This window comes from Streptomyces sp., from assembly GCF_035644915.1.
Lineage (GTDB): Bacteria > Actinomycetota > Actinomycetes > Streptomycetales > Streptomycetaceae > Streptomyces.
The window spans coordinates 1-25,717 of record NZ_DASQNP010000168.1 but is presented as its reverse complement, the minus strand read 5'-3'; the positions used below and the strand labels follow the sequence as shown (position 1 = coordinate 25,717).

Genomic DNA, 25,717 nt, shown 5'->3' with positions numbered 1-25,717 from the left:
GCTCCGGCGCCGTTGCCCAGCCAGAAGCCCAGGGTGGCCAGGGCCAGGGCGAGGACGACGGGCACGAAGACCGCGGAGACGCGGTCGGCCAGCCGCTGGGCGGCGGCCTTGCCGTTCTGCGCGTCCTCCACCAGCTTGGCCATCCGGGCGAGCTGGGTGTCGGCGCCGACGCGGGTGGCCTCCACCACCAGCCGGCCGGAGGTGTTGACGGTGGCGCCGGTGACCGCGTCGCCCACCGTGACGTCCACGGGCACCGACTCGCCGGTGAGCATCGAGGCGTCCACCGCGGAGGAGCCCTCGACCACGGTGCCGTCGGTGGCGATCTTCTCGCCGGGGCGGACGACGAACCGGTCCCCGACCGCCAGCCGGGAGACGGGGACGCGCTCCTCGCGGCCTGCCCGCAGGACGGCGACGTCCTTGGCGCCCAGCTCCAGCAGGGCCCTGAGCGCCGCACCGGCCCTGCGCCTGGAGCGGGCCTCCAGATGGCGGCCGAGCAGGAGGAAGGTGGTCACCCCGGCCGCGACCTCCAGGTAGAGGGCCGAGGAGGCGTCCGCGGGGGAGACGGTGAACTCGAAGCCGTGCCGCATCCCGGGCATCCCGGCCTCGCCGAGGAACAGCGCCCACAGCGACCAGCCGAAGGCGGCCAGCGTCCCGATCGAGACCAGGGTGTCCATGGTGGCCGCGCCGTGCCGGACGCCCCGCCAAGCGGCCCGGTGGAAGGGCAGGGCGCCCCAGACCACGACGGGCGCGGCGAGGGTCAGGCAGAGCCACTGCCAGGCGTCGAACTGCCACGCCGGGACCATCGACAGCAGTACGACCGGCACCGACAGCGCCAGCGAGACCAGGAAGCGCTGCCGCAGCGCGTCCGGCTCTCGGTCACCGCCGTCCGCGCCGCTCCCCGCGCCGCCCTCCGTGCCGCCCTCCGGCTCCTTGGGGGCGGGCGGTTCGGGGAGCCGGGCCGTGTAGCCGGCCTTCTCGACCGCGGCGATCAGGTCCTCCACGGTCACCCCGGCGCCGTGGGTGACGCGGGCCTTCTCCGTGGCGAGGTTGACCGTGGCGGTCACGCCGTCCATCCGGTTGAGCTTCTTCTCGACGCGGGCGGCGCAGGCGGCGCAGGTCATCCCGCCGATGGCGAGTTCGAGCTCGGCGGCGGGCGCCGGCGCCCCGGTGGTCGTGCTGCTCATGGCTGTCTTCCGGTGCGGGGAGCCGGGCCGTACCGCGGGTGCGGGCGGTGGCGGTACGGCCCGGCGGGGACAGGGGCCGGGCGGGGTCAGGCCCGGCCGACGAGCTCGTACCCCGCCTCGTCGACCGCGGCGCGCACGGCCTCGTCGTCCGGCTCGCCGGTGGAGGTGACGGTCACCAGGCCCGTCGCGGCGACGGCCTTCACGTCGGTGACGCCGTCGATCGCGGAGACCTCGGTGGTGACCGCGCCCTCGCAGTGGCCGCAGGTCATGCCGCTGACCTTGTAGGTGGTGGTGACGGTGCTCATGGCGTGTGCTCCCTCGAAGTCTTCGGAAACGCTCGGGCGGCGCGTCGGGCACGCGTTCCGACGATGCCGCCATAATACCCTAGGGGGGTATGAATCGAACGGTTCCCACCTCCACTGTCCCCTAGGGGCGCCTGTCGCGGTTGCCGGGGCGGGCGGCCACCCACGCGCGGATGGTGTCGGCGAGCCAGTACGGCCGTCCGCCTTCCACCAGGTCGGGCGGCGGAAGCAGACCGTGTTTGCGGTACGAGCGCACGGTCTCCGGCTTGACCCGGATGTGCGCGGCGATCTCCCGGTACGACCAGAGCCCGTGATCGGTCATGGAAGGCACCTCCGCGGGGGGTGGCTGGTGGGGGTCGGGACCACCCTGGGCCGCCGCGTGCCGCCCGGCGGCCGGACGGAGGGCGTGTCGGCCGGCTGTGACGGTGGACGCGCAGGGTTGTGACAGCCGTGACGGAGGTGCGACGAGATCGTGACGGAGGGCGGCAAGGAGGCAGGAGGAGGACAGGGGGAGGGGGCCGGATCCGGTGCGGATCCGGCCCCCGGTAGGCGAACGGAACAGGGGAGGGCCGTTCGCCTGCTCGACCGGCCGGGACGGGCGCGGCTCCTCGGTCCCGGCCGGGTGGCTCAGGTGTAGAAGGCGGGGCGCTCGGCCAGCTCCACGGTGGTGCGCCGGCCGGTGGTCTGCGCGGTGACGCCCGCCTCGCAGACGGCGGCGGCAGCGTAGCCGTCCCAGACGCTGGGGCCGATGACCTCGCCGCGCCGGGTGGCGTCCACCCACCCCTGCACCTCGCGGTCGTAGGCGTCCTCGAAGCGCTCCACGTAGTCCCGGGTGATCTCACCGCCCCAGCGGCCGGCGGCGCAGGTGAGCATGCCGTGCCCCTCGCCGATGCGGGCGGTGCCCCGCTCGCAGACGGCCTCGGTCTGGACCTGGTAGCCGAAGCCGCAGGTGGCGAAGATCTCGACGTCGACGAGCGCGCCGCCGTCGGTCTCGAAGATCACCAGTTGGGGGTCGCCGAGGTGCTCCGGGGAGTCGGAGCTGGGAGCCGGGCGGAGCACGGTGACCGCGGTGATCTCCTGTCCCAGCAGCCAGCGGGTGCAGTCCACCTCGTGCACCACGGAGTCGTTGATGAGCATCGCGTCGGTGAAGTACGGGGGGACCGAGGCGTTGCGGTGGCGGCAGTGCAGCAGCAGCGGACGACCCAGCCGGCCCTCGTCCAGCACCTTCTTGAGCCGCAGGTACTCGGCGTCGAAGCGCCGCATGAAGCCGAGCTGCACCCGTCGGCGGCCCAGCCGCTGCTCGGCCTCCAGCACCCGCAGCGCGGAGGCGGCGTCGGGGGTGAGCGGCTTCTCGCACAGCACCGGCAGGTCGTGCTCGAAGGCGGTCAGCAGCGCCTCCTCGTGGGCCGGACCGGGGGAGGCGATGAGCACCGCGTCCACCTCGGGGGAGGCCATCGCGGCGGCCGGGTCGGCGTACGCGGCGCAGCCCTCGATGGTCTCGGCGAGCGCCTTGGCGCGGTCGCCGTCGATGTCCGCCACGGCGGCGACGCGGGCCCCGCTGATGACGTCGTTGATGCGGCGGACGTGGTCGGCGCCCATCGTGCCGACGCCGATCACCGCGACGCCGAGCGTTCCGTGGGTGGTCATGGGAGGCGGGTCTCCTCGGGGTCCTGGGGTGTCCTGGAGGGCCTGGGGCGTGGGGTCCGGAGGGAGTGTGCGCCGGGCGGCGGACGGCGGGTCAGGCGCGGGCCGCCGGGGGCCCGGAGGTCCCGGCCCCGTCGGGGAGCTCCCCCACGTCCACGCCGCCGACCTGGGCCAGCTCGTGCTTGAGCGCGGCCAGTTCGGCGCCGCCCGCCATGTGGTGGGTGAGCTCCTCCAGGGTGACCTCGCTGCGGGCGGCGCTCAGTTCGAGCGTGCCCAGGCGGAGCACCGTGAAGTGGTCGCCGACCAGGTAGGCGTGGTGCGGGTTGTGGGTGATGAAGATGACGCCCAGGCCGCGCTCGCGGGCGGCGGCGATGTACTTCAGCACCACCCCGGACTGCTTGACGCCGAGCGCGGCGGTCGGCTCGTCCAGGATCAGCACCCGGGCGCCGAAGTGGACGGCGCGCGCGATGGCCACGGACTGCCGCTGGCCGCCGGAGAGGGTGCCGATGGGCTGCTCCAGGTCGTCCAGGACGATGCCCATGTTGCGCAGCTCCCGGTCGGCGATGCTCTTCATCCGGGCGATGTCGAGCCGCCGGAAGGGCCAGGGGCCGCGGGTGATCTCCGAGCCGAGGAAGAAGTTCCGCCACACCGGCATCAGCGGCACGGTGGCCAGGTCCTGGTAGACCGTGGCGATGCCGCGGTCCAGGGCCTCGCGGGGGGTGGCGAGCCGTACGGGCTCGCCGTCGATGAGGTACTCGCCCTCGGTGTGCTGGTGCAGCCCGGAGACGATCTTGATGAGGGTGGACTTGCCGGCGCCGTTGTCGCCGAGGACGCACGTCACCCGGCCGGGACGCACCTCCAGGTCCACCCCGTGCAGCGCGCGGACGTTGCCGTAGGACTTCCCGACGCCCTTCAGGACGACGATCGGGTCGCTGCCGGCGCCGGCCTTCTCCCGGCCGGCGGATGCGGTGGTTTCGGTGGTTTCCATGAGGGTCACCTCCGGGTCGCCGAGCGGCGGACCCACAGATTGACGAGGGTGGCGAGCAGGAGCATCACGCCGAGGAAGAACTTGAACCAGTCGGGGTTCCAGTTGGCGTAGACGATGCCCTGGGAGACCATGCCGAAGATGAAGGCGCCGATCACCGCCCCGACCGCGGAGCCGTAGCCACCGGTGAGCAGGCAGCCGCCGATCACCGCGGCGATGATGTAGAGGAACTCGTTGCCGACCCCCTCGCCCGACTGGATGGTGCTGAACGAGAACAGCAGGTGCATGCCGACGAACCAGGCGGCGAAGCCGACGCCCATGAACAGCGTGATCTTGGTGAAGGTCACGGGGACGCCGACGGCGCGGGCGCTGTCCTGGTCGCCGCCCACCGCGAAGATCCAGTTGCCGTACCTGGTGCGCAGCAGCAGCCAGGTGGCGAGGGCGGCGAAGAGCAGCCACCACAGCACCGTGATCTTGACGTCGACCCCGGCGACGTCGATCTCGGAGGCGAAGACGGCCTTCGCCTGGTCGAAGCCGTCCATGTCGCGGATGGAGTCGGTGGCGACGTTGCCGGTGAACAGCTTGGTGATGGCCAGGTTGAGGCCCTGGAGCATCAGGAAGGTGCCGAGCGTGACCAGGAAGCTCGGCAGCCCCGTCCTGATCAGCATGAAGCCGTTGAACGCGCCGATCGCCAGGGAGAGGACCAGGGCGACCACGACGCCCGTCCAGACGTTCAGCGTGAGCTGGAAGCTGAGCATGGACGCCGTCAGCGCCGAGGTGGTCACCGCGACGCCGGCCGACAGGTCGAACTCGCCGCCGATCATCAGCAGGGCCACGGCCAGGGCCACGATGCCCATGGTCGAGGCCTGGTAGAGCACCGTGGCCATGGAGTCGGCCTGGCGGAAGGTCGGGGCGACGGCGAAGAAGAAGACGTAGACGGCGATCGCGCCGACCAGCGCGCCGATCTCGGGACGGCCCAGCAGTCGGCGCAGCGGGGAGCGCCGGGCGGTGCGGCCGTCCTCGGCCGGGGCGGGCGCCCCCGCCGCGGGTGCGGGGGCGGCCGGAGTGACTGCCTGGGTCGTGTTCGTCACCTGGTGCCCTTCCCGGCGAACTCGGCGATGTCCTCGACGTTCTCCTTGTCGACGAACGCCGGGCCGGTCAGGACCGGCTCCTGGCCACCGCCGCTGTAGTTGCCGTTGGTCTTGTAGAGCCACAGGGCGTCGACGGCCAGGTAGCCCTGGAGGTAGGGCTGCTGGTCCACGGCGAACTCGATGTCGCCGGCCTCGACCGCCCCGACCAGGTCCTTGTTGAGGTCGAAGGTGGCGATCCTCGCCTTGCCGCCCGACTCGTCCACCGACTGGATCGCGGTCATGGCGAAGGGCGCGCCCAGGGTGACGACGTAGTCGATGGAGGAGTTCTGGCGCAGCTTCGCGGAGATGGTGGACTTCACCGACGGCATGTCGGCGCCGTTGACGTAGAGCGTCTCGGTCTTGCCCTTGAAGGTCTCCTTGACGCCGGCGCAGCGTCCCTCCAGGCCGACGTGGCCCTGCTCGTGGATCACGCAGAGGGTGTGCTTGGCGCCCAGCTCGTTGAGCCGCTCGCCGAACGCCTCGCCCGCGACCCGGTCGTCCTGGCCGAAGAAGGAGAGCACGCCCTGCTCCTTCCAGGCGTCCAGGCCGGCGTTGAGGGCGACGACCGGGATGCCGGCCGCGCGGGCCTTGGCGACGGCGGACTTCATGGCGTCGGGCTTGGCGAGGGTGACGGCTATGCCGTCCACCTTCTGGTCGATGGCGTTCTGGACCAGGTTGGCCTGCTCGGACGCCTTGGGGTCGTTGGAGTAGACCAGCTCGACGTTGTCCTTCGCGGCCGCCGTCTGGGCGCCCTTGCGGACGAGGTCCCAGAAGGTGTCGCCGGGGGCGGCGTGGGTCACCAGGGCGATCTTCATGCGCGGGGTGTCCGCCTTGCCGGCGGACGCCCCGTCGGCGCCTTCCTGGGCCTTCTTGCCGCCGGAGCTGCTGGAGCAGCCGGCGAGGGCCAGAACGCCCGCGGCGCAGGCGGCGACGAAGGCGGTTCTGCGGGAGTGACGGGTGGTGCGCTTCATGTCGTCCTGCACCTCGCTGGGTGAGTGGAGCGGAGAGGGGCCGGGCCGGCCGGGTCGTGAGGGGAGGAACACGTCCCGGAGGCCAAGGGGAGTTTCCGGCAACGGGAGCCGGAAGCGCCACCATGCTGGAGGGAGCCAACTCCCTGGGCGCCCCGCTGTCAATACTTTGTCATGACAACACTTCATCTTGACGTAACAGGCCGATAACATTGCGACTGGTGGAGAGTCTAGACGTCATTATGTAAGGACAAAGCGTTGACATGGCTCCGCGGCGGGTCTACACCTGGAGGGGCCCGCCCCCCGACACGCTCCCCGAAGGGACGCCCATGGCCGAGCCGTTGTTCGACGTCATCACGATGGGCCGGATCGGAGTGGACATCTACCCGCTGCAGACCGGTGTCCCGCTGGCGCAGGTGGAGTCCTTCGGAAAGTTCCTCGGCGGCTCCCCCACCAACGTCGCCGTCGCCGCCGCCCGGCTGGGCCGCACCAGCGCGGTCGTCACCCGCACCGGACAGGACCCGTTCGGCGAGTACTGCCACCGGGCGCTGAAGGAGTTCGGCGTCGACGACCGCTGGGTGACGCCCGTCGAGGCGTACCCGACACCCGTCACCTTCTGCGAGATCTTCCCGCCGGACGACTTCCCGCTGTACTTCTACCGGCAGCCCAAGGCACCCGACCTGGAGATCCACCCCGGCGAACTGGACCTGGACGCCGTCTCGGCCGCCCGGATCTTCTGGATGACCGGCACCGGGCTGTGCGAGGAGCCCAGCCGCTCCGCGACGCTCGCCGCCCTGCGGGCGCGCGCCGCCGCACGCGCCGCGGACGCGGACCGCGCCGCCGCCCAGGTGGCCACCGTCTTCGACCTCGACTGGCGCCCGATGTTCTGGCGGGAGGGGCCGGAGGCGGCCCGCGCCCACTACGCCGAGGCCCTGCGGTACGCCACCGTGGCCGTCGGCAACCTGGAGGAGTGCGAGGTCGCCACCGGCGTGCGGGAACCGCACGCCTGCGCCCGGGCGCTGCTGGACGCCGGCGTCGAACTGGCCGTCGTCAAACAGGGCCCGAGGGGCGTGCTCGCCGTCCACCGCGACGGCACCACCGCCGACGTGCCCCCGCACCCCGTCGAGGTGGTCAACGGCCTCGGCGCGGGGGACGCCTTCGGCGGCTCCCTCTGCCACGGCCTGCTGGCGGGCTGGGAACTGGACCACACCATGCGCTACGCCAACGCCGCCGGAGCGCTCGTCGCCTCCCGGCTCGCCTGTTCCCCGGCGATGCCGACCGAGTCCGAGGTCGAGGACCTCCTGCGCGCACGGAAGTGAGAACCCCTTGAGCATCAGCATCTCCGACCTGGTGAAGGTGCGCGCCCGGCGCCCCGAGGCGATCGCCGAGGCCGCCCGGCGGCGGGCGCGCCGGCCGCTGGTGGGCGACAGCGGCCGACTGATGATCATCGCGGCGGACCACCCCGCGCGCGGCGCCCTCTCCGTCGGCGGCCAGAAACTGGCCATGGCCAACCGCGTCGACCTGCTGGAGAGGCTCTGCCTGGCCCTCTCCCGCCCCGGCGTGGACGGCGTGCTGGCCACCGCCGACATCCTGGAGGACCTCCTCCTGCTGGGCGCGCTGGAGAACAAGGTCGCCGTCGGCTCGATGAACCGCGGCGGCCTGGCCGGCGCCTCCTTCGAGCTCGACGACCGCTTCACCGGCCACCGCCCCCAGGACATCGAGCGGCTCGGCTTCGACGCGGGCAAACTGCTGCTGCGCATCGACTACGAGGACGCCGGCTCGCTGACCACGATGCTCTCCGCCGCCCGCGCCATCGACGACATGGCCGAGCGCGGGCTCCCCGTCTTCGTCGAGCCGTTCATCTCGCGCCGGGTGGACGGCAGGGTCGTCAACGACCTCGGCGCGGAGGCGGTGACCAGGTCCATCGCCATCGCCTCCGGCCTGGGCGGCACCTCCGCCTACACCTGGCTCAAGGTGCCCGTCACCGCCGACCCGGACGCCATGGGCGAGGTCATGGAGACCTCCACCCTGCCCGCGGTCCTGCTGGGCGGCGACACCGGCGGCGACCAGGAGGGCGTGTACGAGAAGTGGCGCAAGGCGCTGCGGCTGCCCACCGTCCAGGGCCTGGTCGCCGGGCGCTCGCTGCTCTACCCCCCGGACGGGGACGTGGAGCGCGCCGTGGACACCGCCGTCGGGCTGCTCTGACCCGGGCGCCCTCCGGACACGCCCTGCGACGGACACGCCCTGCGACGCCCTACGACGCCCCACGACAGGGAAGGGACAGCGCATGACCACGCACACGGACGCCCGCCCGGCCGCCGGCACCGGATTCCACCTGCCGGCCGGAAGCGCGGCCTCGGAACCGTACGCCCTGGACATCGACCCCCGACGCGCCGGCTGGAGCCACTCCTCGCTGCGGGTGCTCCCGCTGGAGGCCGGCGGTACGCACGGGTTCGCCGCCGGCGACAGCGAGTGGATCGTGCTGCCGCTGGCCGGCGGCTGCACGGTGACCGTGGAGGACGCCGACGGCGGCACCCACACCTTCGAACTGCACGGCCGCACCGACGTGTTCAGCGGCGTCACCGACTTCGCGTACGCGCCGCGCGACGCCCGCGTACGGATCGCCACCGCCGCGGGCGGACGCTTCGCACTCACCGGCGCCCGCTGCGAGCGGCGGCTGACGCCCCGCTACGGCCCCGCCTCGGACGTGCCCGTCGAACTGCGCGGCAGCGGCACCTGCTCGCGGCAGGTCAACAACTTCGCCGCCGCCGGCGTCTTCGAGGCCGACCGGCTGATCGCCGTCGAGGTGCTCACCCCGGGCGGCAACTGGTCCTCCTACCCGCCGCACAAGCACGACGAGTGCCGCCCGGGCGAGGAGTCGGAGCTGGAGGAGATCTACTACTTCGAGATCGCCCCGGCCGCCGGCCGCCCCGGCACCCCGGGCCTGGGCTACCAGCGGGTGAGCCCTTCAGGACACGGGCGGGGCACCGACGTGCTCGCCGAGGTCCGCAGCGGCGACGCCGTGCTGATCCCCGACGGCTGGCACGGGCCGTCCATCGCCGCCCCCGGCCACGACATGTACTACCTCAACGTGATGGCCGGCCCGGGCGAGGAGCGGGCCTGGCTCATCCGCGACCACCCCGACCACGCGTGGATCCGCGGCACCTGGGACGACCAGCCCGTGGACCCCCGGCTCCCGCTCTGCACCGCCCCGTCGGCGGCCGACCCGTCGGCCCAGGAGAAGGAAGAGGACGACCGATGACCGCCACCACCCGACTGACGGTCGCCCAGGCCCTGGTGCGCTTCCTGGCCGCCCAGTACACCGAGCGGGACGGCCGCCGCCGGCGGCTGGTCGGCGCCTGCTGGGGCATCTTCGGCCACGGCAACGTCGCCGGCCTCGGCCAGGCGCTGCTGGAGCACTCCGGGGCGATGCCCTACCTCCAGGGCCGCAACGAGCAGGCGATGGTGCACGCCGCCGTCGGTTACGCCCGCCAGTCCGGCCGGCTGGCCACCCAGGCCGTCACCACCTCCATCGGCCCCGGCGCCACCAACCTGGTCACCGGAGCCGCCCTGGCCACCATCAACCGGCTGCCCGTCCTGCTGCTGCCCGGCGACGTCTTCGCCACCCGCCCCGCCGACCCCGTCCTCCAGCAGCTCGAAGTGCCGTACGCGGGCGACGTGTCGGTCAACGACGCGCTGCGGCCCGTCTCCCGCTACTTCGACCGGATCACCCGCCCCGAGGCGCTGATCCCCGCCGCGCTCCAGGCGATGCGGACCCTGACCGACCCCGTGGACACCGGCGCCGTCACCCTCGCCCTGCCCCAGGACGTCCAGGCCGAGGCCCACGACTGGCCCGAGGAGTTCTTCGCCGAGCGCACCTGGCACGTGCGCCGCCCGGCGCCGGACGCCGACGCGCTGGCCGAGGCCGCCCGCGCCGTGCGCGCCGCCCGGCGCCCGCTGATCATCGCCGGCGGCGGCGTCCACCACAGCGAGGCCGAGGACGCGCTGCGGAAGCTGGCGGACGCCACCGGCATCCCCGTCGCCTCCACCCAGGCGGGCAAGGGCTCGCTCCGTCACGACCACCCCTGCGACCTCGGCGGCATCGGCCACACCGGCACCGCGGTCGCCGACGACCTGGCGCGCACCGCCGACCTGGTCATCGGCGTCGGCACCCGCTACAGCGACTTCACCACCGCCTCGAACACCCTCTTCACCGAGCCGTCGGTGCGCTTCGTCAACCTCAACATCGCGTCCTTCGACTCCCACAAGATGGGCGCGCTCCCCCTCGTCGCCGACGCCCGCGCCGGCCTGGAAGCCCTGACCGGGGCGCTGCGCGGACACCGCGTCGAGGCGGCCTACGAGGCCGAGTACCGCGCGGGCAAGGAGGCCTGGGAGAAGACCGTGGACGCCGCGTACGCCGCCCCGGACGAGGACGCGCGCCCCACCCAGACCCAGGTGCTCGGCGCGCTGGACTCCGTGGTCGGCGACGACGACGTGGTGATCAACGCCGCCGGCTCGCTCCCCGGCGACCTGCACAAGCTGTGGCGGGCCCGCTCGCCGCGCCAGTACCACCTGGAGTACGGCTACTCCTGCATGGGCTACGAGATCCCGGCCGCCATCGGCGTGAAGCTCGCCGCCCCCGACCGCCCGGTGTGGGCGCTGGTCGGCGACGGCACCTACCTGATGATGCCGACCGAGATCGTCACCGCCGTCCAGGAGGGCGTCGGCATCAACCTGGTGCTGCTCCAGAACCACGGCTACGCCTCCATCGGCGGCCTCTCGGAGGAGACCGGCGCCGAGCGCTTCGGCACCGCCTACCGCCACCGCGCGGCCGACGGCCGCTACACCGGCGACCCGCTGCCGGTGGACCTGGCCGCCAACGCCGCCTCGCTCGGCATGGACGTCATCCGCGCCGACACCGTCGCCGAGCTGCGCGCCGCCCTGCGCGCCGCCCGCGACTCGGACCGGCCCACCTGCGTGTACGTGGAGACGGATCCCGCGCCCACCGCCCCCGGCGCGCAGGCGTGGTGGGACGTGCCGGTCGCCGAGGTGGCCACCCGGCCCGCCGCGATCGAGGCGCGCGCCAGGTACGAGCGGCACGCCGCCGGACGCCGCCGCCACCTGTAGCCCCGCCGCCTGCAGCCCCCGCCCCGCCTCCCGTACCGCCCCCGTACCGCAGAGCACCGCAGCCACGAAAGGCCCCCACCCATGAGGACCATCGGCCACTGGATCGACGGCGAGCCCGTCGACGGCACCTCCGGCCAGTACGGCCCCGTCTACAACCCGGCCACCGGCGAGCAGTCCGCCCGGGTCGCCCTCGCCTCCGCCCGGGAGGTGGACCGCGCGGTCGCCGCCGCCGGGGAGGCGTACCGGAGCTGGCGGCACGTCTCCCTCGCCCGGCGCACCGCGATCCTCTTCCGCTACCGCGAACTGCTGGACGCGCACCGCGACGAGCTCGCCGCGCTGATCACCGCCGAGCACGGCAAGGTGCGCTCCGACGCCCTCGGCGAGGTCGCCCGCGGCATGGAGATCGTCGAACTCGCCTGCGGCATCACCGAGAAGCTCAAGGGCGAGCTGTCCACCCAGGTCTCCCAGCGGGTCGACGTCGCCTCCATCCGCCAGCCGCTGGGCGTCGTGGCCGGCATCACCCCGTTCAACTTCCCGGCCATGGTGCCGATGTGGATGTTCCCGCTCGCCATCGCCTGCGGCAACGCCTTCGTCCTCAAGCCCAGCGAGAAGGACCCCTCGGCCGCCCGGCGGCTGGCGGAGCTGGCCGCGGAGGCCGGGCTGCCCGACGGCGTGCTCAACGTGGTCAACGGCGACAGGGCCGCCGTCGACCGCCTCCTGGAGCACCCGGAGGTCGCCGCCGTCAGCTTCGTCGGCTCCACCCCGATCGCGCGGCGGATCCACCTGAAGGCCGTGGAGCACGGCAAGCGCGTCCAGGCCCTGGGCGGCGCCAAGAACCACATGCTCGTCCTGCCCGACGCCGACCTGGACCACGCCGCCGACAGCGCCGTCAACGCCGCCTACGGCTCGGCCGGCGAGCGCTGCATGGCCGTCTCGGTGGTCGTGGCGGTCGGCGGCATCGGCGACGAGCTGGTGAAGAGGATCGCCGAGCGGGCCGGCCGGCTCCGCATCGGCCCCGGTGACGACCCCGCCTCCGAGATGGGCCCGCTGATCACCGCCGAACACCGCGACACGGTGGCCTCCTACGTCCACGGCGCCCGCGAGCAGGGTGCCGAGGTGGTCGTGGACGGCACCGGGTACACGGTCGAGGGGTACGAGAAGGGCTTCTTCACCGGCGTCTCGCTGCTGGACAAGGTCACCCCGGAGATGGACGCCTACCGCGACGAGATCTTCGGCCCCGTCCTGTGCGTGGTGCGCGCCGGGACCTACGACGAGGCCATGGAGCTGGTCAACAGCTCCCCGTGGGGCAACGGCGCCGCCATCTTCACCCGCGACGGCGGTGCCGCCCGCCGCTTCCAGATGGAGGTCGAGGCGGGCATGGTGGGCGTCAACGTGCCGATCCCGGTCCCGGTCGGCCACCACTCCTTCGGCGGCTGGAAGGACTCCCTCTTCGGCGACCACCACGTCTACGGCAACGACGGCGTGCACTTCTACACGCGCGGCAAGGTCGTCACCACCCGCTGGCCCGACCCGGCCGACAGCGGCGGCATCGACCTGGGCTTCCCCGGCAACCACTGAGCCGCGCCCCGGCCCGGCGGCCTCCCCGGAATTCCGGGGAGGCCGCCCCCGTCCGCCCGGTAGGGTGCGGCGGGCAGTCACCGGGCGGGGAGGGGACCTAAGGTGGTGTCGGCAGGCACGCCGGACGGACAGCCGTGGTGGGTGATGTCCACCCCCGAGGAGCGGGAGCGGCAGCGGCAGCGGACGGCCCCGCCGTACGTCCGCTGGCAGCCCACCCGGTTCCTGGCGACCGTCACCATGGTGCTGCTCGGAGTGTGCGCGATGGCCGACCTGGCCTCCGTCTACGCGGGCTCCCGGCTGGCCGTGCTGATCGACGGCGCGGCTCCGTGGGCGTACGGCGGGATGGAACGGCTGGAGGAGGCGGAGGGACTCTTCTCCGTGACCGAGCTCGTCCGGTTCGCCGCGCCGGTGGCCACCGCGATCCCGTTCCTGATGTGGTTCCACCGCTCCCGCCTCAACGCCGAAGCGTTCGACGCGGCGGGGCAGCGGATGGGGAGCGGCTGGGCGGTCGGCGCCTGGTTCGTGCCGGTGGCCAACCTCTGGTTCCCCAAGAAGATCGCCAATGACATCTGGGACGCCAGCACCCCGCCCGGCCCGGACGGCACGGTCCGCTACCGCGTCCCCGCGGGACTGCTCAACGCCTGGTGGGGCTCGTGGCTGGTCGCGGGGTTCGGCAACGGGGTGGCGTCCGCCCTGTACGACGCGGCCGAGACCCCCGGGGAACTCCAGGACGCACTCGCCTTCCACACCGTCGCGGGCGGCCTCGACGTCCTCTCCGCGCTGCTGGCCGTCTGCTTCGTCGACAAGCTGACCGGCATGCAGCACACCCTCCAGGCGCACCGCCTGGCACTCGCGGCCCGGGCGCGCTGAGGCGTCCCGCCCGGGGCGCCCGGGGCCCTCGTCAGTCCTCGCGGCCGGCGGTGTCCTCGCGGGCCGCCCCCCGCGGCCGCTGGTAGACGTCCGGGACGTTGTCGTGGTCCTCGTCCCGGTTCTCCTCCTCCCACAGCCGCCGGTAGGTGGCGTTGCGCATCCGCAGGAAGACGCAGGCGACGACCGCCGAGGCCAGCGAGCCCACCAGGACCGCCGCCTTGACGTGCTCGACGGTCCCGGGATCGGTGAAGGCCAGCTCGCCCACCAGCAGCGAGACGGTGAAGCCGATCCCGGCGAGCATCGATACGCCCAGTACGTCGGCCCAGGCCAGGTCGTCGCTGAGCCGGGCGCGGGTGAAGCGGGCGGCCAGGTAGGTGCCGCCGAAGACCCCGACGATCTTGCCCGCGAACAGGCCGAGCATCACGCCCAGCGCCTCGGGCCGGCGGAAGGTCTCGGCCAGCGCGTCGCCGGAGACGCTCACCCCCGCCGCGAAGAGCGCGAACACCGGCACCGCGAAGCCCGCCGACAGCGGCCGCACCCGGTGCTCGATCCGCTCGGCCGGGGACTCCTTCTCGGCCGGCCAGCCCCCGCTGCCCTTGAGCGGCACCACCCGCAGCAGCATGCCCATCGCCACGCCGGCGATGGTGGCGTGCACCCCGCTGGCGTGCATCAGCGCCCAGATGACGACGCCGAGCGGCACGTACACGTACCAGCCCCGCACCCGCAGCCGCTGGTGGAGGAACCAGAACAGCGCCAGTCCGGCCAGCGCCCCGGCCAGGGCGGGGAAGTTCAGGGCGGAGGTGTAGAAGAGGGCGATGACGACGATCGCACCGAGGTCGTCGACGATGGCGAGGGTGAGCAGGAAGGCCCGGATGCCCGAGGGCAGGTTGGTGCCGACCACGGCCAGCACGCCGAGCGCGAAGGCGATGTCGGTGGCCATGGGGACGGCCCAGCCCTGCAACTGGCCGCCGCCCGCCAGGTTGACGGCCAGGTAGAAGGCGGCGGGCACCGCCATGCCGCAGACCGCGGCGACCACCGGGAGGGCCGCGGCGGCCGGCCGCCGCAGCTCGCCGAGGAGCAGTTCGCGCTTCAGCTCGATGCCGGCGACGAAGAAGAAGACCGTCAGGATGCCGTCCGACGCCCAGTGCCCCACGGACAGGTCGAGGTGGAGGGCCGGGATGCCGAAGTGGATGTCGCGGAGGGACTCGTACGCCTCCCTCCACGGGGAGTTCGCCCACACCAGCGCCACCAGGGCCGCGACGAGCAGCACCATCCCGCCGACCGTCTCGGTGCGCAGCGCGTCCAGCAGGAAGCGGCGCTCCTGGAACGGCGGCAGGCCGAACAGGGAGGTGCGCTCTTCGGGGGCCTTGGGGGCGGATGCCATGGGCGTGCCTTTCGGGAGTCGCTTCCGGGCAGGGGAGAAACACCGCCGACCAGACTTCCCGGCACACCTGTGGAGATCTTGAATGTCGTACCACCGTACCCACAATCACCCGTACCCGCGCAAGGGCGGTGGCGTGTACAGGGATGTGCGTGGTGCCGCGTGGTGCCGACCGGGCTAGCTCATCTCGGCGAACGCCTCGACCGCCCCGGTCCGCCCCGTGACGATGATCACGTCGCCCTTCTCCACGACGGTCTGGGAGGTGGCGTGGGTGAAGGACTCGCCCGGCCGTTTGATGCCGACGACCGTCACCCCGTACCGCGTGCGCACCTGGCTCTCGCCCAGCGGGACGCCCGTCACGGCGCTCGGCGCCACCGTCTTGACCAGCGCGTAGTCGTCGTCGAACTGGATGAAGTCCAGCATCCGGCCGGTGACCAGGTGGGCCACGCGCTCACCCATCTCGTACTCGGGCAGCACCACGTGGTGCGCCCCGAGCCGCTCCAGGATGCTGCCGTGCTGGCGGCTGATGGCCTTCGCCCAGACGTTGGGCACCCCCGCCTCCAGCAGGTTGGAGGTGACCAGGATGCTCGCCTCTATGTTGGTGCCGATCCCGACGACGGCGCTGGAGAACTCGTGGACGCCGAGCTGGCGCAGCACCTCCGGGTCCGTGCAGTCGGCCACCACCGCGTGGGTGAGGGCGTCGGAGAACTGCTGGACCAGGAGGGGGTCCTGGTCGATGCCGAGCACGTCCCAGCCCCGGCGCGTCAGCTCGTCGGCGAGGGAGCCGCCGAACCGGCCCAGCCCGATGACGGCGATCCGCTGGTCGCCGCCGGCCGGCCGTCTGGCGGCCTGCGAGGAGATCCGTTCGCGGCGGCGGCGCAGGAAGCGCAGGTGGTTTTCCATAGGTCACCCCAAGATCGGTCGTTCCTCGGGCAACTGGTAGCGGCGGGTCCGCTCGCGCAGCGCGAGCGCCGACACCAGCGTCACCGGCCCCAGCCGGCCGACGAACATCAGCAGGACGATGATCAGCTCGCCGGCCGTTCCCAGGTCGGCGGTGATCCCGGTGGACATCCCCACCGTGCCGAAGGCCGACACCGCCTCGAACAGCACCGCCTCGAACGGCGCCCGGACCACGGTCAGCAGGACGAGTGTGGCGGCCGTCACCAGGCCCACGCCCAGCAGCGCCACGCTCAGCGCCTGCCGCAGCGCGTGCGGGGCAAGCCTCCGTCCCAACACCGCGGAGGTCGGCTCGCCGCGCACCTCGGCCAGGATGGCCGCGGCCAGCACGGCGAAGGTGGTCACCTTGATGCCGCCCGCCGTTCCCGCGCTGCCGCCGCCGATGAACATCAGCACACAGGTGGCCAGCAGCGTCGCGGGCTCCAGGGCGCCGACGTCGACGGCGTTGAAGCCCGCCGTACGGCTCACCACCGAGTGGAAGAAGCCGTTCAGCACCTTCTCCCCGGCGCCCATCGGGCCCAGCGTGCCCGGATTGTCCCACTCCAGCAGGCAGGTCAGCAGCGTGCCCGCCAGCAGCAGGACGCCGCTGACGATCAGGGTGAGCCGGGTGTGCAGCGACCAGGTGCGCCGCCCGGTATCGCGGCGCCGGCGGCGGTGCCGGGCCAGTTCCAGCAGCACCGGGAAGCCGATCCCGCCCAGGATCACGGCCGCCGACACCGGCAGCAGCACCCACGGGTCCGCGGCGTACCGGACCAGGTTGTCGGCGTACAGCCCGAACCCGGCGTTGTTGAACGCCGAGACCGAGTGGAAGACGCCGTGCCGGAGCGCCTGGCCGAGCGGCATCCCGTACCCGAGGTGGAAGCGCAGCGTCAGCGCCAGCGCGGTCAGCGCCTCCACGGCCAGGGTGGTCCTGGCGACCCCCAGCAGCACCCGGCGGACCTCCCCGATGCCCAGGCTCCTGGTCTCCGCCTGCGCGGTGAGCTGCATCCGCAGCCGCAGCCTGCCCGAGACCAGCAGGGCCAGCAGCGACGCCAGGGTCATGATGCCGAAGCCGCCCACCTGGATCAGCGCCAGGATCACGCCCTCGCCGAAACCGCTCCAGTACGCGGCGGTGTCCACCACCACCAGGCCGGTCACGCACACCGCCGAGACCGCGGTGAACAGGGCGGTCGTCAGCTCCGTGCCCGTTCCGTCGGCGGAGGCGGCGGGCAGCGCCAGCAGCGCCGTGCCGACGGCGGCCGCGGTGGCGAACGCCAGCACGGTGGCCTGGGCGGGATGCACCCGCAGGAAGGAGGGACGTGGTACGGCCGTGCGCTCCGCCATGCTCCCCCTGTCTCGCCTCTCCTCGCGTCCGTGCCCGTATACCCCGTGGCCCGGGCCCCGTACTCCGTGCCGCCGTTGCCGGGATCTTGCCGAGGGCGGCGCCATCCTACGGCTGCCGCGCCGCGCCCGGTCGGCCGCCGCCGCGGAGCGGCCCCGCCCCGCGGACGCCCTTCCGGAATACCGGGGCGGGGCGGCGGGTCAGGCGTCCGTGCGCCGGAGTTCGACCACCGGGATCGTCCGCTCGGTCCGGTCCTGGTGCTCCGCGAAGAACGGGTGCTGCCGCACGGCCTCCGCGAACAGTTCGTCCCGCTCCCGGCCGGTGGGGACGACGGCGGTGGCGGGGAAGGTCTCGTCCCCGAGTTCGACGGTCACCTCGGGGTGGGCGACCAGGTTGCGGTACCAGTCCGGGTGGCGCGGCGCCCCGTTGTTGGACGCGATGACGCACAGCCTGCCCTTCAGGCGGAGGAACATCACCGGGGTGGTGCGGCGCGTCCCGGTCCTGGCGCCGGTGTGCGTGAGCAGGAGCAGTCTGGAGGCGTCGAGGCGATCGCCGATCCTCCCCCGGCCGCGGTTCGCCCGGAACTGCTCGATCACCCGCTCGTTGAACGCCGCCATGTCCATGGTTCCTCCTGTTGCCTGTCGCCGGACCCCGGCAGTGTGCGGCCTGCCGCGGGCCGCCGGTGCGGGGGACACGCCGCAGCCGGTGCGAGGGGGCGGGAGGGGACGGCGCCGCCCGTGCCGGGGTCATGACGCAGTGGCACATGACAACCGCGGAGAGTGGCGCGAAAGGCGGGACGGGCGCGGGAGAGGGCCCGTAGAGTGCCGGTATGGCCGATGACCGGGAGGGCACGGCGGCGGTGGAGACGGCCGGCGGCCCGGTGGACTCCGCGGTTCCCGCAGGGCCCGTGCCCCGCCGGGGCAGGAGCCGGAGCGGGCACCCGCGCTCAGGGGGCCGGGGCGGGGGCCTCCACGGCTTCCGGCGCCTTCGCGCTCCCCAGTACTTCCTCCAGTGCCTCGTGCAGCGCGCGGAGGCCGGTCAGCCGGCGGTCGCCGACCGGCGGGACGAGCCAGTGCAGCCCCGGCGGACGGGTGCTGGCGGCATCGGGGACGACGACGTAGGAACCGCGGCCCAGGGCCTGGGTGCCCGGCACCTCCCAGCGGTCGGTGCTCCGGGGCGGGACCAGGAAGTACACCCGCGACCGCTCCTCCGGCCCGTCCGGTCCCCGTGGCCCCTCCGGCTCGTCCTGCCCGCCCCGCGGGTCGGCGATGACCGGGCCGGGCGGCCCGTCGCCGCTGCGCAGCAGCGCCTCCAGCACCCGGCGTCCGGTCGGCCCCGGCATGCGGACGGCGTCCCACCAGGTGCCCGCCGGCAGGGCGCGGTGCGTCCCGCCGTAGGGGAGCCAGGTGGGCCGGGCGGTGTGCGGCACCTCGTGGACGGGGCGGTGGCCCGCCGGTGCCGGGGCGCCGGCCAGGCGGACGAGGTCGCCTCCCGCGCGCTTGACCTCCCGCAGTGCCACGTCGGAGTCCAGCAGCAGGTCGGACAGCCCGCCGGGGGCGGGGTCGGCCGGGTCCCAGACGGAGATGCCGAGCGAGATGGTCTGCCCGGTGATGGTGACGGTGGAGCCGCGGCTGACCGGGGCCGGGATGCGCAGTTCCCGTACGCACTGCTGGATGCGCCGGGCGACGGCCATCGCCTCCCCGGCGCCCGTGTCGGGCAGCAGCAGGAGGAACTCGTCGCCCGCGTAGCCCCCGTACCGCCCGCTGATCCCCCCCTCGGTGCGGCGCAGCACCTCCGCCGTGGCGCGCAGCACGGCGTCCCCCGCGAGGTGGCCGTAGGTGTCGTTGACGCTCTTGAAGCGGTCGAGGTCGCCCATGACCAGGGCGAGCGGGCGGCGCCGGCGGCGCGCGAAGGCGAGGGCCTGGGAGGCCCTGATCTCCCAGGCCCTCCTCACCAGCAGCCCGGTGAGGTCATCTGTCAGGGGGTGATGGCCGCCCTCCGGACAGCACGAGGGGAACGATGCGTGCTCCTCGGGCAACCCTGGCGCAGTACTCATCGATCCCCTTCTCCCCCGATCGGCCGGGCACGTGAGCAGTGGTGAACCTGCGGTTGACTTATGCACGCGTCAACTCAACTCGTAGTTGAGTGGATGCGATGAGTGAGTCTAGGCTTCCGAATGACGGGACTGTCAACTCCCATTCATGTGCCAAGAGTTATGATGCGGTGACAGCTCCTGGTCGGCTCAGGTGTGGTGGAGGTGGATGCGGTGTCCGATCCCCGCGGGCGTCGGACGCTGGCCGAGAATCTCGACCGGCTCTTCGACACCATCCGCCCGGAGGGCCCCAAGGGCCGCCGGTACACCAACGAGGAGGTCGCCACCGCCATCAAGCAGGCGTACCCCGGCATCCGGGTGGGGGGCGCGTACCTGTCGGCCCTGCGCAAGGGCACCAAGCGGAACCCCTCCACCGAGCTGCTGACGGCCCTGGCCCGCTTCTTCGGCGTCCCCGCCTCCTACTTCCTGGACGACAACACCGCGGCCCAGACCGACGCGGAGATCGAACTCGCCAAGGTCGCCCACAACCTGGGCGTCAGGAAGCTCGCCCTGCGCGCCCTGGAACTCTCCCCCGAAGGGCTCGCCGCGGTGACACGGATCGTCGAGCACGTCCTGGAGAGCGATCCCGGCGCGCGCACGCGGTCCTCCGGCCATCCGCCCCGGTCCCAGGGGCCGGGCCCGGCCCCCTCGCCTCCCGGCGACCGGCCGGCGGAGCGCTGATGCGATGGACCTGAAGGCCATGCGCCGTAGCTGCGCGGCTCTGGTCCGCGACCTGGACCTGCCGGTCCCCGCCGAACCGGACCAGGTCATCGCCGCGCTGTGCGGCAGGATGAGGCAGCGCCTCGGCCGGGACGTCCACCACCGGCTCGTCTCCTTCCCGCCCGACACGGTCAGCGGCCTGTGGGTGGCCACCGACACGGCGCACTACATCCTCTGCGAGGAGCGCACCAGCCCCTGGCACCAACTGCTCATCACCTGCCACGAGTTCTGGCACATGGAGGTGGACCACGGGGCCACCGAGATCGACGACGACGCCCCCCACCTGTCGCTGCCCTCGCTCGACGACAGCGCCGTCGCGCGCATCGTCGCCAGGCGCAGCCACTGCGACGCCGCGGCCGAGCAGGAGGCCGACTTCTTCGCGTCCATGCTGATGGCCAAGGTCAGCCGCTGGCTCCCCGAACGCACCTGGGACGTACCGGACTCGGCCGCCGCCGTCATCCACCGCCTGGAGACCGCGCTGGGCAACGGCCCCGACACCTGCGGTCCCGGGCGGGGGACGCGGTGAAGCGCCGGTGAACGACCAGAGCGCGTTCCACCTGATCTGTTCGGCGTTCGGCTGGGTGGCGTTCGCGGTCAAGCTGCGCGACCTGCGGCGGGCGCCCCGCAACCCCATGCGGCGGGCGATCTGCTCCACCCTCTTCCTCGCCTCCGTCTGCGTCTTCTGCGCCGCGCCCGCCGTCATCGGGCTGCTCAACCGCCTCACGGGCGTGGCCAACTTCGCCGCCCCGCTGGTGTACTGCCTGCTGGTGGCCCTGGGCGCCTCGTGCCACGTGCTGCTGGCGTACTGGCGCTGGCCGGCCGAGCAGGCCCTGACCATCGCACGGCGCTGGACGCTGGCGTACGCGGTGATCGTCATGGCCCTGGTCGCGCTGTTCGCGGTGGGGGAGGCGCCGGTCGAGCGGCGGGTGGACTTCGACACGTACTACGCCGACACCCCCTACATCGCCGGGTTCGTCCTGCTGTACCTGCTGGCGGTGGCCGTCGCCATGGCGGTGCAGGTGCGGATGTGCTGGGGCTGGGCGAGGGTCGCCGGACGCCCCTGGCTGCGGCGCGGGCTGTGGCTGATCGGGCTGGGGGCCCTGGGGGCGCTGGGCTTCAGCGTCGCCAAGCTGGCGGCCGTGGTCGCCCGGTGGTGCGGCACCGACTGGGACTGGCTCAGCTCCCGGCTCGCCCCCGTGCTGGCCCTGCTCGGCCTGGTGGTGAGCGCCGTCGGCTACGCGCTGCCCGTCCTGGGCGACCACCTGTCGGGGCTGCGCGGCTGGGTGGAGCGCTACCGCGCCTACCGCGCCCTGTACCCGCTGTGGGACGCGCTGCGGCGGGCCACCCCGGCCATCGTGCCGCCGACCCGCGTCCCCTGGTGGGACTTCGAGCTGCGGCTGACGCGCCGGCTGGCCGAGATCAACGACGGCCGCCTCGCCCTGCGCGCCCACGCCGACCCCCGGGTCGCCGAGACCGCGCTGCGGCTGGGGCGCGAGGCCGGGCTCACCGGCGTCGACCTGTGCGCGACCGTGGATGCCGCACGGCTGAGGGCGGCCGTCGCGGCCAAGGCCGCGAACGTGAGGTTCCCCCCGGACGCGGCCGGCACCGGGCACGGGGGCGCCCGCGGCGGCACCGACGGCATCGGGGAACTGGCCTGGCTGGTCACCGTCTCCCGCGCCTTCGCCGCCTCACCGGTCGTGGCCGCCGCGCTCGCCCGCGCCGCCGGGGACGGCGAGGCCGACGGCACCGAACTCCCCACCCCGGCCTGCGGTTCCCGCGGCGTCTTCGGGAGATTCCGTCCGGCCCGCACGCGATGAGGCCGGCCGGGGTTCCGCCGTCCCTGTCGGCGAGGAACGCGACGGAGGCCGGGAAGCGACAGCAACGGGAGGGGGCGGCGCCCAGGCCCGGGCCGCCGGAACCCGTCAAGCAGTGGCTCCGGGAACGACCTTCCCCGTACGCCTGGAAGCAAGACCCTCCGGGCCGTGCGGGGCCCGGTGGAGTCCCGCACGCGGATACCGCACCTGGACGGCAGGACCGTCGAAGCGGTGCCGGGCGACGGTGAACCGGCCTGCCCGGACGGGGGTTCCTGTCGTCGCCGGCGCCGGTGCGACGGCAGCACGGCGGACTGCTCAGAGTTCGGGTGCGAGGACGGTCAGCCGCAGGAGCGCGGCGACGGCCAGGACGGCGGGAAGCACGTACCACCACCCGCACAGTCGGCGTGCCTTGACGAACGCCCAGGTCAGCAATGTCGAGACGGCGGCGATCACCAGGGCGAGGCCCGCGGCGATGCCGGAGTGGATGGCGGCGTCCCGCTCCCACGGGTCGGCGACTCCGGACATGTAGGCGACGAAGAGCAGGTACCCCGCCACCGCGTGCAGCAGCACGAGGACGACGGCACACACCGCGGTGGCGGCGCGGCCGAGGAGGCTTCGGCTCCGCCTGCCCTGCGCCCGGGACGGGCGTCCGGCGGTGCCGCTCACTTCAGTGCCTCCTTGGCCTCGTCCAGGTTCTGGCCGAACTGGCGACCGTACCGCTGGGCGTCGTTGCTCTCGTAGTAGGGGCCGCCGTTGTAACGGGCCGCGAGTTCCTGCATCTGTGCCTTGGTCATCTGCTCCGGCGGTACGTCGGCGAAGCCGCTCTCGGCCTTGAGCTGGGCCAGGTACTCCGAGGCGATGAAGATGTTCTGCGCGGGATCCTTGACCGCTTCCACCACGACCTGGCGCTGTGCCTCGGTGAGGTTGCCGGGGTCGTAGCCCAGCACCTCCGCGGCCCGGCGGACCTGGATGGCCATCGGACCCATCGAGGTCTGGTCCGCGTCCCCGAGGCCGGGAACATTCCTGCGTGCCTTGTGGGCCGCGTCGTCGACCCAGCCGGGGTCGCCCGCGACCTCTTTCCAGGCGATACCGGCGACCATCTCGGGCGGGAGGCCGGAGTCCCGGGCGGCGGCCTTGATGAGTTCCTTGTTGGCCGAGATGTACGCCCGCCGGTCCTCGTCGGAGGTCGACGGCAGCCAGTAGTTGTTCCCCTGGCCTTCCGGCAGACCGTCGATCCGGGTCCTGATCTTCTGGAGGATGTCGGAGACCACCTCGTTCCCGACGGTGTCGGGGATGGTGTCCGTCTTCCGTCCCGAGCCGTGGAGCCGGACGTTGGGGTCGTCGCTCGCCTGGCGCGCCTCGGAGCGCAGCGCCCCCAGGTTCGCCAGGACCTGCAACGGGTCGGGGAGGCCGCCGCGGAAGTCGGGCAGGGACCGGTGGGCCGCCCTGATGTCGGCCACGCACTTCTCGCGCGCTTCGGACTCCACCCGCAGGGCGTCGCCGTAGTGGTCCCTGGTCTTGGTGTAGTAGCTCTCGGCCTCCTCGCGGATCGCGTCGAGGTCGACGCCCAGCTCCGCGACGAAGTCCAGGAAGCCCGTGGTGCCGCGCAGGTCCTCCCACTGCCGCAGGGGCTCGGCCGCGCGGGCCGTGGGAGTGACCGCGCCGGCCTCCCGCGAGATGACCTCGGCGAGCTTGTCCTCGGTGTGCTTCCCGCTCTCGTAGTGCCTCTTGGCGGTGGTGACCGCGTCGGCGTACGCCGCCAGGGCCTTCCACACCGTGCGGAAGCTCGCCGAGAGGGCGTCGGCGATCCGTCCGGCCTCGTCCAGCCGCTTGACGTACCGGTCGCGGGCCTCGCTCTCCCAGGCGACCATGGCGGCCTTGCGCAAGGGGCCGTCGGCGGACTCGATCAGCCTGTGCAGCCGCCGGAACTCCTCGGCGTTGCGGTCGATGAGCGCGGGATTGGCGTTCTCCAGGAACTCGACGGACTCCCGGTAGACCACGGCGGATCACCGGGCCCCGGCGGGCACGAACCGGCCCGAGGCCAGGAGGGCGTCCATCTTCCGCTGGACGTCGTGGTCGCACCTGACGTAGCCGTTGCCGGCGGACTTCAGCCGGGTGGACAGCGCCGCCAGGAGCGCGACCATGTCGTTGTACAGCTCCTGGGAGTACCGCGCGAAGGTGTTCACCTGCGAGGCCACCTCCGGGTGGGACCGCGGCACCCGGCACATCGTCGCGTTCTCGCCGTCCATCCGCCCCTCGTAGAGGAGCCCCGCGATCTCGACGAGCAGGTGCGAGCTGCCGTCGACGGACTCGGCGCTCACCGAGAACCCGCCGGCGGGCGCACCCGGAGGGCCGGGGGAGCCGCCGTCTCCCGGAGCCCGGTTGAGCCGCGTCTGCGCGGTCCTCTCCCTGGCACGGGCCACGAGCCCGGCCCACTCCTCGTCGAACGACATCGCCGCCTCCCCCATGACTCGGGCCACTCCCGGATCGGTGCCATTGTCCGCACCGGCCCCCTTTGCGACTACACCGCGTGTGTGGCTGATCACGCTTTTAAGCCGAACGAAGGTACTCGGCCCGTGGCGCTGAGCATGGCCATGACCACGGGGAACGGCTCTCTCCCGTGCCGCGGGCTCCGTGCGCTCCCCGGCGGCCGGCGGGGGCCGAGCCGCAGGCCACGCGGGGACGACGCGGTGGAGCGGCAAGAAGGCGGGAAAGTGACGGGACGCGGGCCGGCGTGGACGGGGGTGCCCTGCTCAAGGACCTGGGGCGGTGGGCCGCGGCCCTGGCGGACGACCTGCGCCCGCGCGGCGAGTCCGGGGTCTCCGCCCCCCGATCGGAGGCCGAGCGCCGGAGGGCGGGGGACGTGCGCCGGACGGCGGCCACCTGCGGGACCCGGCGGGGCGAACGCATCCGGCGGTCGGCGGCGGCCCGGGCGCCCGCCTGCGTCTTCGTGGGTTCTGCGAGGGCAGCGGCCTGATCGGCGAGCCGCTCCTCGCCGGTCCCGGCGAGGAACCGGCCGAGCGAGGCCCGGTACGGGAACTTCTTCCGCGAGGACCCGTAGCACAACGGCCGCGACCGGCTGTTCGCGGCCTTCGACCACATCGGGGGAGCGAACGACACCGCCGCCGGTCCCTTCGCCCCCGCGTGTGGGTCCGGGCACCTCCCGCTCGGCACCTTCCACCGGTTGACGGACAAGTGGCGCAGGGCCGAACCGGGCACGGACGCATGGACGCTGGTGCGCCGGTCCGCGGAGGCCGTCCACGGCTGCGAGAAGAACCCGTTCGCGGTGAGCACCGCTCGTCTCCGCCCGCTGGACGGAACGCGAGGGCACCGCCGGGAACACCGGCGAGCACGCTGCCGGGAACGCCGGTCCGAAGCGGAACGCCGTTGTGGGAGGCGGCACTTCACGAACCTCACCGCCGTCCTCACCGCGCCGCCGCGGTTCACCGTGCTGCAGCTCCGTCGAGCCCGCGGGCGGCGGGGCTGAGTGGAGCGGCGTCGGCTTCGGCCGGGGCGCCTCCTTCGAGGTGACCCGCACGGTGCGCGGCGCCCCGGTGGGCACTGATCCCCCGTCGGCCCGGTCCGCAGGGCACGCGGGGCTCTCGCGGAAATCCGTGAGCACTTCCTGGCGGGAGTGCACCCGG

Annotated in this window: 24 protein-coding genes; 9 read left to right on the top strand and 15 right to left on the bottom strand. The window is 73.4% G+C overall.

The genetic code is table 11. From position 1 onward, the window contains the following. The 7 genes from VE546_RS18925 to VE546_RS18895 form a co-directional block, all read right to left on the bottom strand. Positions 1 to 1,184, bottom strand: a 1,184-nt coding sequence (locus VE546_RS18925; RefSeq protein ID WP_324923869.1) for a heavy metal translocating P-type ATPase, incomplete at its 3' end; no start/stop codon positions are given. Positions 1,185 to 1,270: 86 nt separating this feature from the next. Further along, a complete protein-coding gene (locus tag VE546_RS18920; protein ID WP_324923867.1) occupies positions 1,271 to 1,489 on the bottom strand; it encodes a heavy-metal-associated domain-containing protein in 219 nt (72 codons plus the stop codon). Positions 1,490 to 1,610: 121 nt separating this feature from the next. Further along, entirely contained in the window at positions 1,611 to 1,808 is a 198-nt protein-coding gene (locus tag VE546_RS18915; protein ID WP_324923865.1) for a helix-turn-helix transcriptional regulator, read from the bottom strand. Between the two features lie 305 nt (positions 1,809 to 2,113). Beyond that, on the bottom strand, positions 2,114 to 3,133 hold the full coding sequence (locus VE546_RS18910) for a Gfo/Idh/MocA family oxidoreductase (protein ID WP_324923862.1): 1,020 nt from the start codon (positions 3,131 to 3,133) through the stop codon (positions 2,114 to 2,116). 91 nt (positions 3,134 to 3,224) lie between these two features. Continuing rightward, positions 3,225 to 4,118 (bottom strand): ATP-binding cassette domain-containing protein, encoded by an 894-nt coding sequence (locus tag VE546_RS18905; protein ID WP_324923860.1) that lies wholly within the window; start codon positions 4,116 to 4,118, stop codon positions 3,225 to 3,227. 5 nt (positions 4,119 to 4,123) lie between these two features. Beyond that, the gene (locus VE546_RS18900) at positions 4,124 to 5,206 is read right to left on the bottom strand and encodes an ABC transporter permease (protein WP_324923858.1); all 1,083 of its coding nucleotides are present in this window, start codon (positions 5,204 to 5,206) and stop codon (positions 4,124 to 4,126) included. Further along, positions 5,203 to 6,216: a sugar ABC transporter substrate-binding protein gene (locus tag VE546_RS18895; protein ID WP_324923856.1), complete on the bottom strand. Its 1,014-nt coding sequence runs from the start codon at positions 6,214 to 6,216 to the stop codon at positions 5,203 to 5,205. The genes VE546_RS18900 and VE546_RS18895 overlap by 4 nt, the downstream gene beginning before the upstream one ends. 326 nt (positions 6,217 to 6,542) lie before the next feature. Between VE546_RS18895 and iolC the strand changes: the two genes are divergently transcribed. The 6 genes from iolC (at position 6,543) to VE546_RS18865 (ending at position 13,788) form a co-directional block, all read left to right on the top strand. Beyond that, positions 6,543 to 7,532, top strand: a complete 990-nt coding sequence (gene iolC, locus VE546_RS18890; protein ID WP_324923854.1) for a 5-dehydro-2-deoxygluconokinase — start codon at positions 6,543 to 6,545, stop codon at positions 7,530 to 7,532. A 7-nt stretch (positions 7,533 to 7,539) separates the two neighbouring features. Continuing rightward, positions 7,540 to 8,418, top strand: coding sequence for a Cgl0159 family (beta/alpha)8-fold protein (locus tag VE546_RS18885; RefSeq protein ID WP_324923852.1), 879 nt, complete (start codon positions 7,540 to 7,542; stop codon positions 8,416 to 8,418). 82 nt (positions 8,419 to 8,500) lie between these two features. Further along, positions 8,501 to 9,475: a 5-deoxy-glucuronate isomerase gene (gene iolB, locus VE546_RS18880; RefSeq protein WP_324923850.1), complete on the top strand. Its 975-nt coding sequence runs from the start codon at positions 8,501 to 8,503 to the stop codon at positions 9,473 to 9,475. After that, positions 9,472 to 11,340 (top strand): 3D-(3,5/4)-trihydroxycyclohexane-1,2-dione acylhydrolase (decyclizing), encoded by a 1,869-nt coding sequence (gene iolD, locus VE546_RS18875; RefSeq protein WP_324923848.1) that lies wholly within the window; start codon positions 9,472 to 9,474, stop codon positions 11,338 to 11,340. The genes iolB and iolD overlap by 4 nt, the downstream gene beginning before the upstream one ends. Before the next feature lie 81 nt (positions 11,341 to 11,421). Then, complete coding sequence (locus VE546_RS18870; RefSeq protein WP_324923846.1) at positions 11,422 to 12,918, top strand: CoA-acylating methylmalonate-semialdehyde dehydrogenase; 1,497 nt, start codon at positions 11,422 to 11,424, stop codon at positions 12,916 to 12,918. A 105-nt stretch (positions 12,919 to 13,023) separates the two neighbouring features. After that, positions 13,024 to 13,788, top strand: coding sequence for a DUF4328 domain-containing protein (locus VE546_RS18865; protein ID WP_324923844.1), 765 nt, complete (start codon positions 13,024 to 13,026; stop codon positions 13,786 to 13,788). A 31-nt stretch (positions 13,789 to 13,819) separates the two neighbouring features. Here VE546_RS18865 and nhaA read toward each other — a convergent pair whose 3' ends face one another. The 5 genes from nhaA to VE546_RS18840 form a co-directional block, all read right to left on the bottom strand. Next, positions 13,820 to 15,172, bottom strand: a complete 1,353-nt coding sequence (gene nhaA, locus VE546_RS18860; RefSeq protein ID WP_324923842.1) for a Na+/H+ antiporter NhaA — start codon at positions 15,170 to 15,172, stop codon at positions 13,820 to 13,822. A 174-nt stretch (positions 15,173 to 15,346) separates the two neighbouring features. Beyond that, positions 15,347 to 16,072 (bottom strand): TrkA family potassium uptake protein, encoded by a 726-nt coding sequence (locus VE546_RS18855; RefSeq protein WP_324923840.1) that lies wholly within the window; start codon positions 16,070 to 16,072, stop codon positions 15,347 to 15,349. Positions 16,073 to 16,075: 3 nt separating this feature from the next. Further along, on the bottom strand, positions 16,076 to 17,449 hold the full coding sequence (locus tag VE546_RS18850) for a TrkH family potassium uptake protein (protein WP_324923838.1): 1,374 nt from the start codon (positions 17,447 to 17,449) through the stop codon (positions 16,076 to 16,078). A 198-nt stretch (positions 17,450 to 17,647) separates the two neighbouring features. Beyond that, positions 17,648 to 18,070, bottom strand: coding sequence for a nitroreductase/quinone reductase family protein (locus tag VE546_RS18845; protein WP_324923836.1), 423 nt, complete (start codon positions 18,068 to 18,070; stop codon positions 17,648 to 17,650). Positions 18,071 to 18,393: 323 nt separating this feature from the next. After that, complete coding sequence (locus tag VE546_RS18840; protein WP_324923834.1) at positions 18,394 to 19,503, bottom strand: GGDEF domain-containing protein; 1,110 nt, start codon at positions 19,501 to 19,503, stop codon at positions 18,394 to 18,396. A 210-nt stretch (positions 19,504 to 19,713) separates the two neighbouring features. Here VE546_RS18840 and VE546_RS18835 point away from each other — a divergent pair, with 210 nt between their 5' ends. Genes VE546_RS18835 through VE546_RS18825 form a run of 3 tightly spaced genes read left to right on the top strand, consistent with a single transcriptional unit; the run spans position 19,714 to position 22,076 of the window. Beyond that, entirely contained in the window at positions 19,714 to 20,220 is a 507-nt protein-coding gene (locus VE546_RS18835) for a helix-turn-helix transcriptional regulator (protein WP_324923832.1), read from the top strand. Positions 20,221 to 20,224: 4 nt separating this feature from the next. Next, on the top strand, positions 20,225 to 20,785 hold the full coding sequence (locus VE546_RS18830) for a hypothetical protein (protein WP_324923830.1): 561 nt from the start codon (positions 20,225 to 20,227) through the stop codon (positions 20,783 to 20,785). A gap of 7 nt (positions 20,786 to 20,792) precedes the next feature. Beyond that, positions 20,793 to 22,076, top strand: a complete 1,284-nt coding sequence (locus tag VE546_RS18825) for an MAB_1171c family putative transporter (protein ID WP_324923829.1) — start codon at positions 20,793 to 20,795, stop codon at positions 22,074 to 22,076. Positions 22,077 to 22,388: 312 nt separating this feature from the next. Here the strand turns inward: VE546_RS18825 and VE546_RS18820 are convergent, their stop codons facing one another. From VE546_RS18820 to VE546_RS18810, 3 genes are read right to left on the bottom strand one after another with little or no spacing between them, the layout of a single operon-like run. Then, a complete protein-coding gene (locus VE546_RS18820; protein ID WP_324923827.1) occupies positions 22,389 to 22,739 on the bottom strand; it encodes a hypothetical protein in 351 nt (116 codons plus the stop codon). After that, entirely contained in the window at positions 22,736 to 24,073 is a 1,338-nt protein-coding gene (locus tag VE546_RS18815; protein WP_324923825.1) for a hypothetical protein, read from the bottom strand. The genes VE546_RS18820 and VE546_RS18815 overlap by 4 nt, the downstream gene beginning before the upstream one ends. 6 nt (positions 24,074 to 24,079) lie before the next feature. Beyond that, the gene (locus VE546_RS18810; protein WP_324923823.1) at positions 24,080 to 24,526 is read right to left on the bottom strand and encodes a hypothetical protein; all 447 of its coding nucleotides are present in this window, start codon (positions 24,524 to 24,526) and stop codon (positions 24,080 to 24,082) included. Between the last annotated feature and the right edge of the window lie 1,191 nt (positions 24,527 to 25,717).

Bases quoted from the DNA above. Each gene is read 5' to 3' on its own strand.
- VE546_RS18920 (WP_324923867.1), bottom strand. From the start codon at position 1,489: ATGAGCACCGTCACCACCACCTACAAGGTCAGCGGCATGACCTGCGGC.
- VE546_RS18915 (WP_324923865.1), bottom strand. From the start codon at position 1,808: ATGACCGATCACGGGCTCTGGTCGTACCGGGAGATCGCCGCGCACATC.
- VE546_RS18910 (WP_324923862.1), bottom strand. From the start codon at position 3,133: ATGACCACCCACGGAACGCTCGGCGTCGCGGTGATCGGCGTCGGCACG.
- VE546_RS18905 (WP_324923860.1), bottom strand. From the start codon at position 4,118: ATGGAAACCACCGAAACCACCGCATCCGCCGGCCGGGAGAAGGCCGGC.
- VE546_RS18895 (WP_324923856.1), bottom strand. From the start codon at position 6,216: ATGAAGCGCACCACCCGTCACTCCCGCAGAACCGCCTTCGTCGCCGCC.
- iolC (WP_324923854.1), top strand. From the start codon at position 6,543: ATGGCCGAGCCGTTGTTCGACGTCATCACGATGGGCCGGATCGGAGTG.
- iolB (WP_324923850.1), top strand. From the start codon at position 8,501: ATGACCACGCACACGGACGCCCGCCCGGCCGCCGGCACCGGATTCCAC.
- iolD (WP_324923848.1), top strand. From the start codon at position 9,472: ATGACCGCCACCACCCGACTGACGGTCGCCCAGGCCCTGGTGCGCTTC.
- VE546_RS18870 (WP_324923846.1), top strand. From the start codon at position 11,422: ATGAGGACCATCGGCCACTGGATCGACGGCGAGCCCGTCGACGGCACC.
- nhaA (WP_324923842.1), bottom strand. From the start codon at position 15,172: ATGGCATCCGCCCCCAAGGCCCCCGAAGAGCGCACCTCCCTGTTCGGC.
- VE546_RS18855 (WP_324923840.1), bottom strand. From the start codon at position 16,072: ATGGAAAACCACCTGCGCTTCCTGCGCCGCCGCCGCGAACGGATCTCC.
- VE546_RS18850 (WP_324923838.1), bottom strand. From the start codon at position 17,449: ATGGCGGAGCGCACGGCCGTACCACGTCCCTCCTTCCTGCGGGTGCAT.
- VE546_RS18845 (WP_324923836.1), bottom strand. From the start codon at position 18,070: ATGGACATGGCGGCGTTCAACGAGCGGGTGATCGAGCAGTTCCGGGCG.
- VE546_RS18840 (WP_324923834.1), bottom strand. From the start codon at position 19,503: ATGAGTACTGCGCCAGGGTTGCCCGAGGAGCACGCATCGTTCCCCTCG.
- VE546_RS18830 (WP_324923830.1), top strand. From the start codon at position 20,225: ATGGACCTGAAGGCCATGCGCCGTAGCTGCGCGGCTCTGGTCCGCGAC.
- VE546_RS18810 (WP_324923823.1), bottom strand. From the start codon at position 24,526: ATGTCGTTCGACGAGGAGTGGGCCGGGCTCGTGGCCCGTGCCAGGGAG.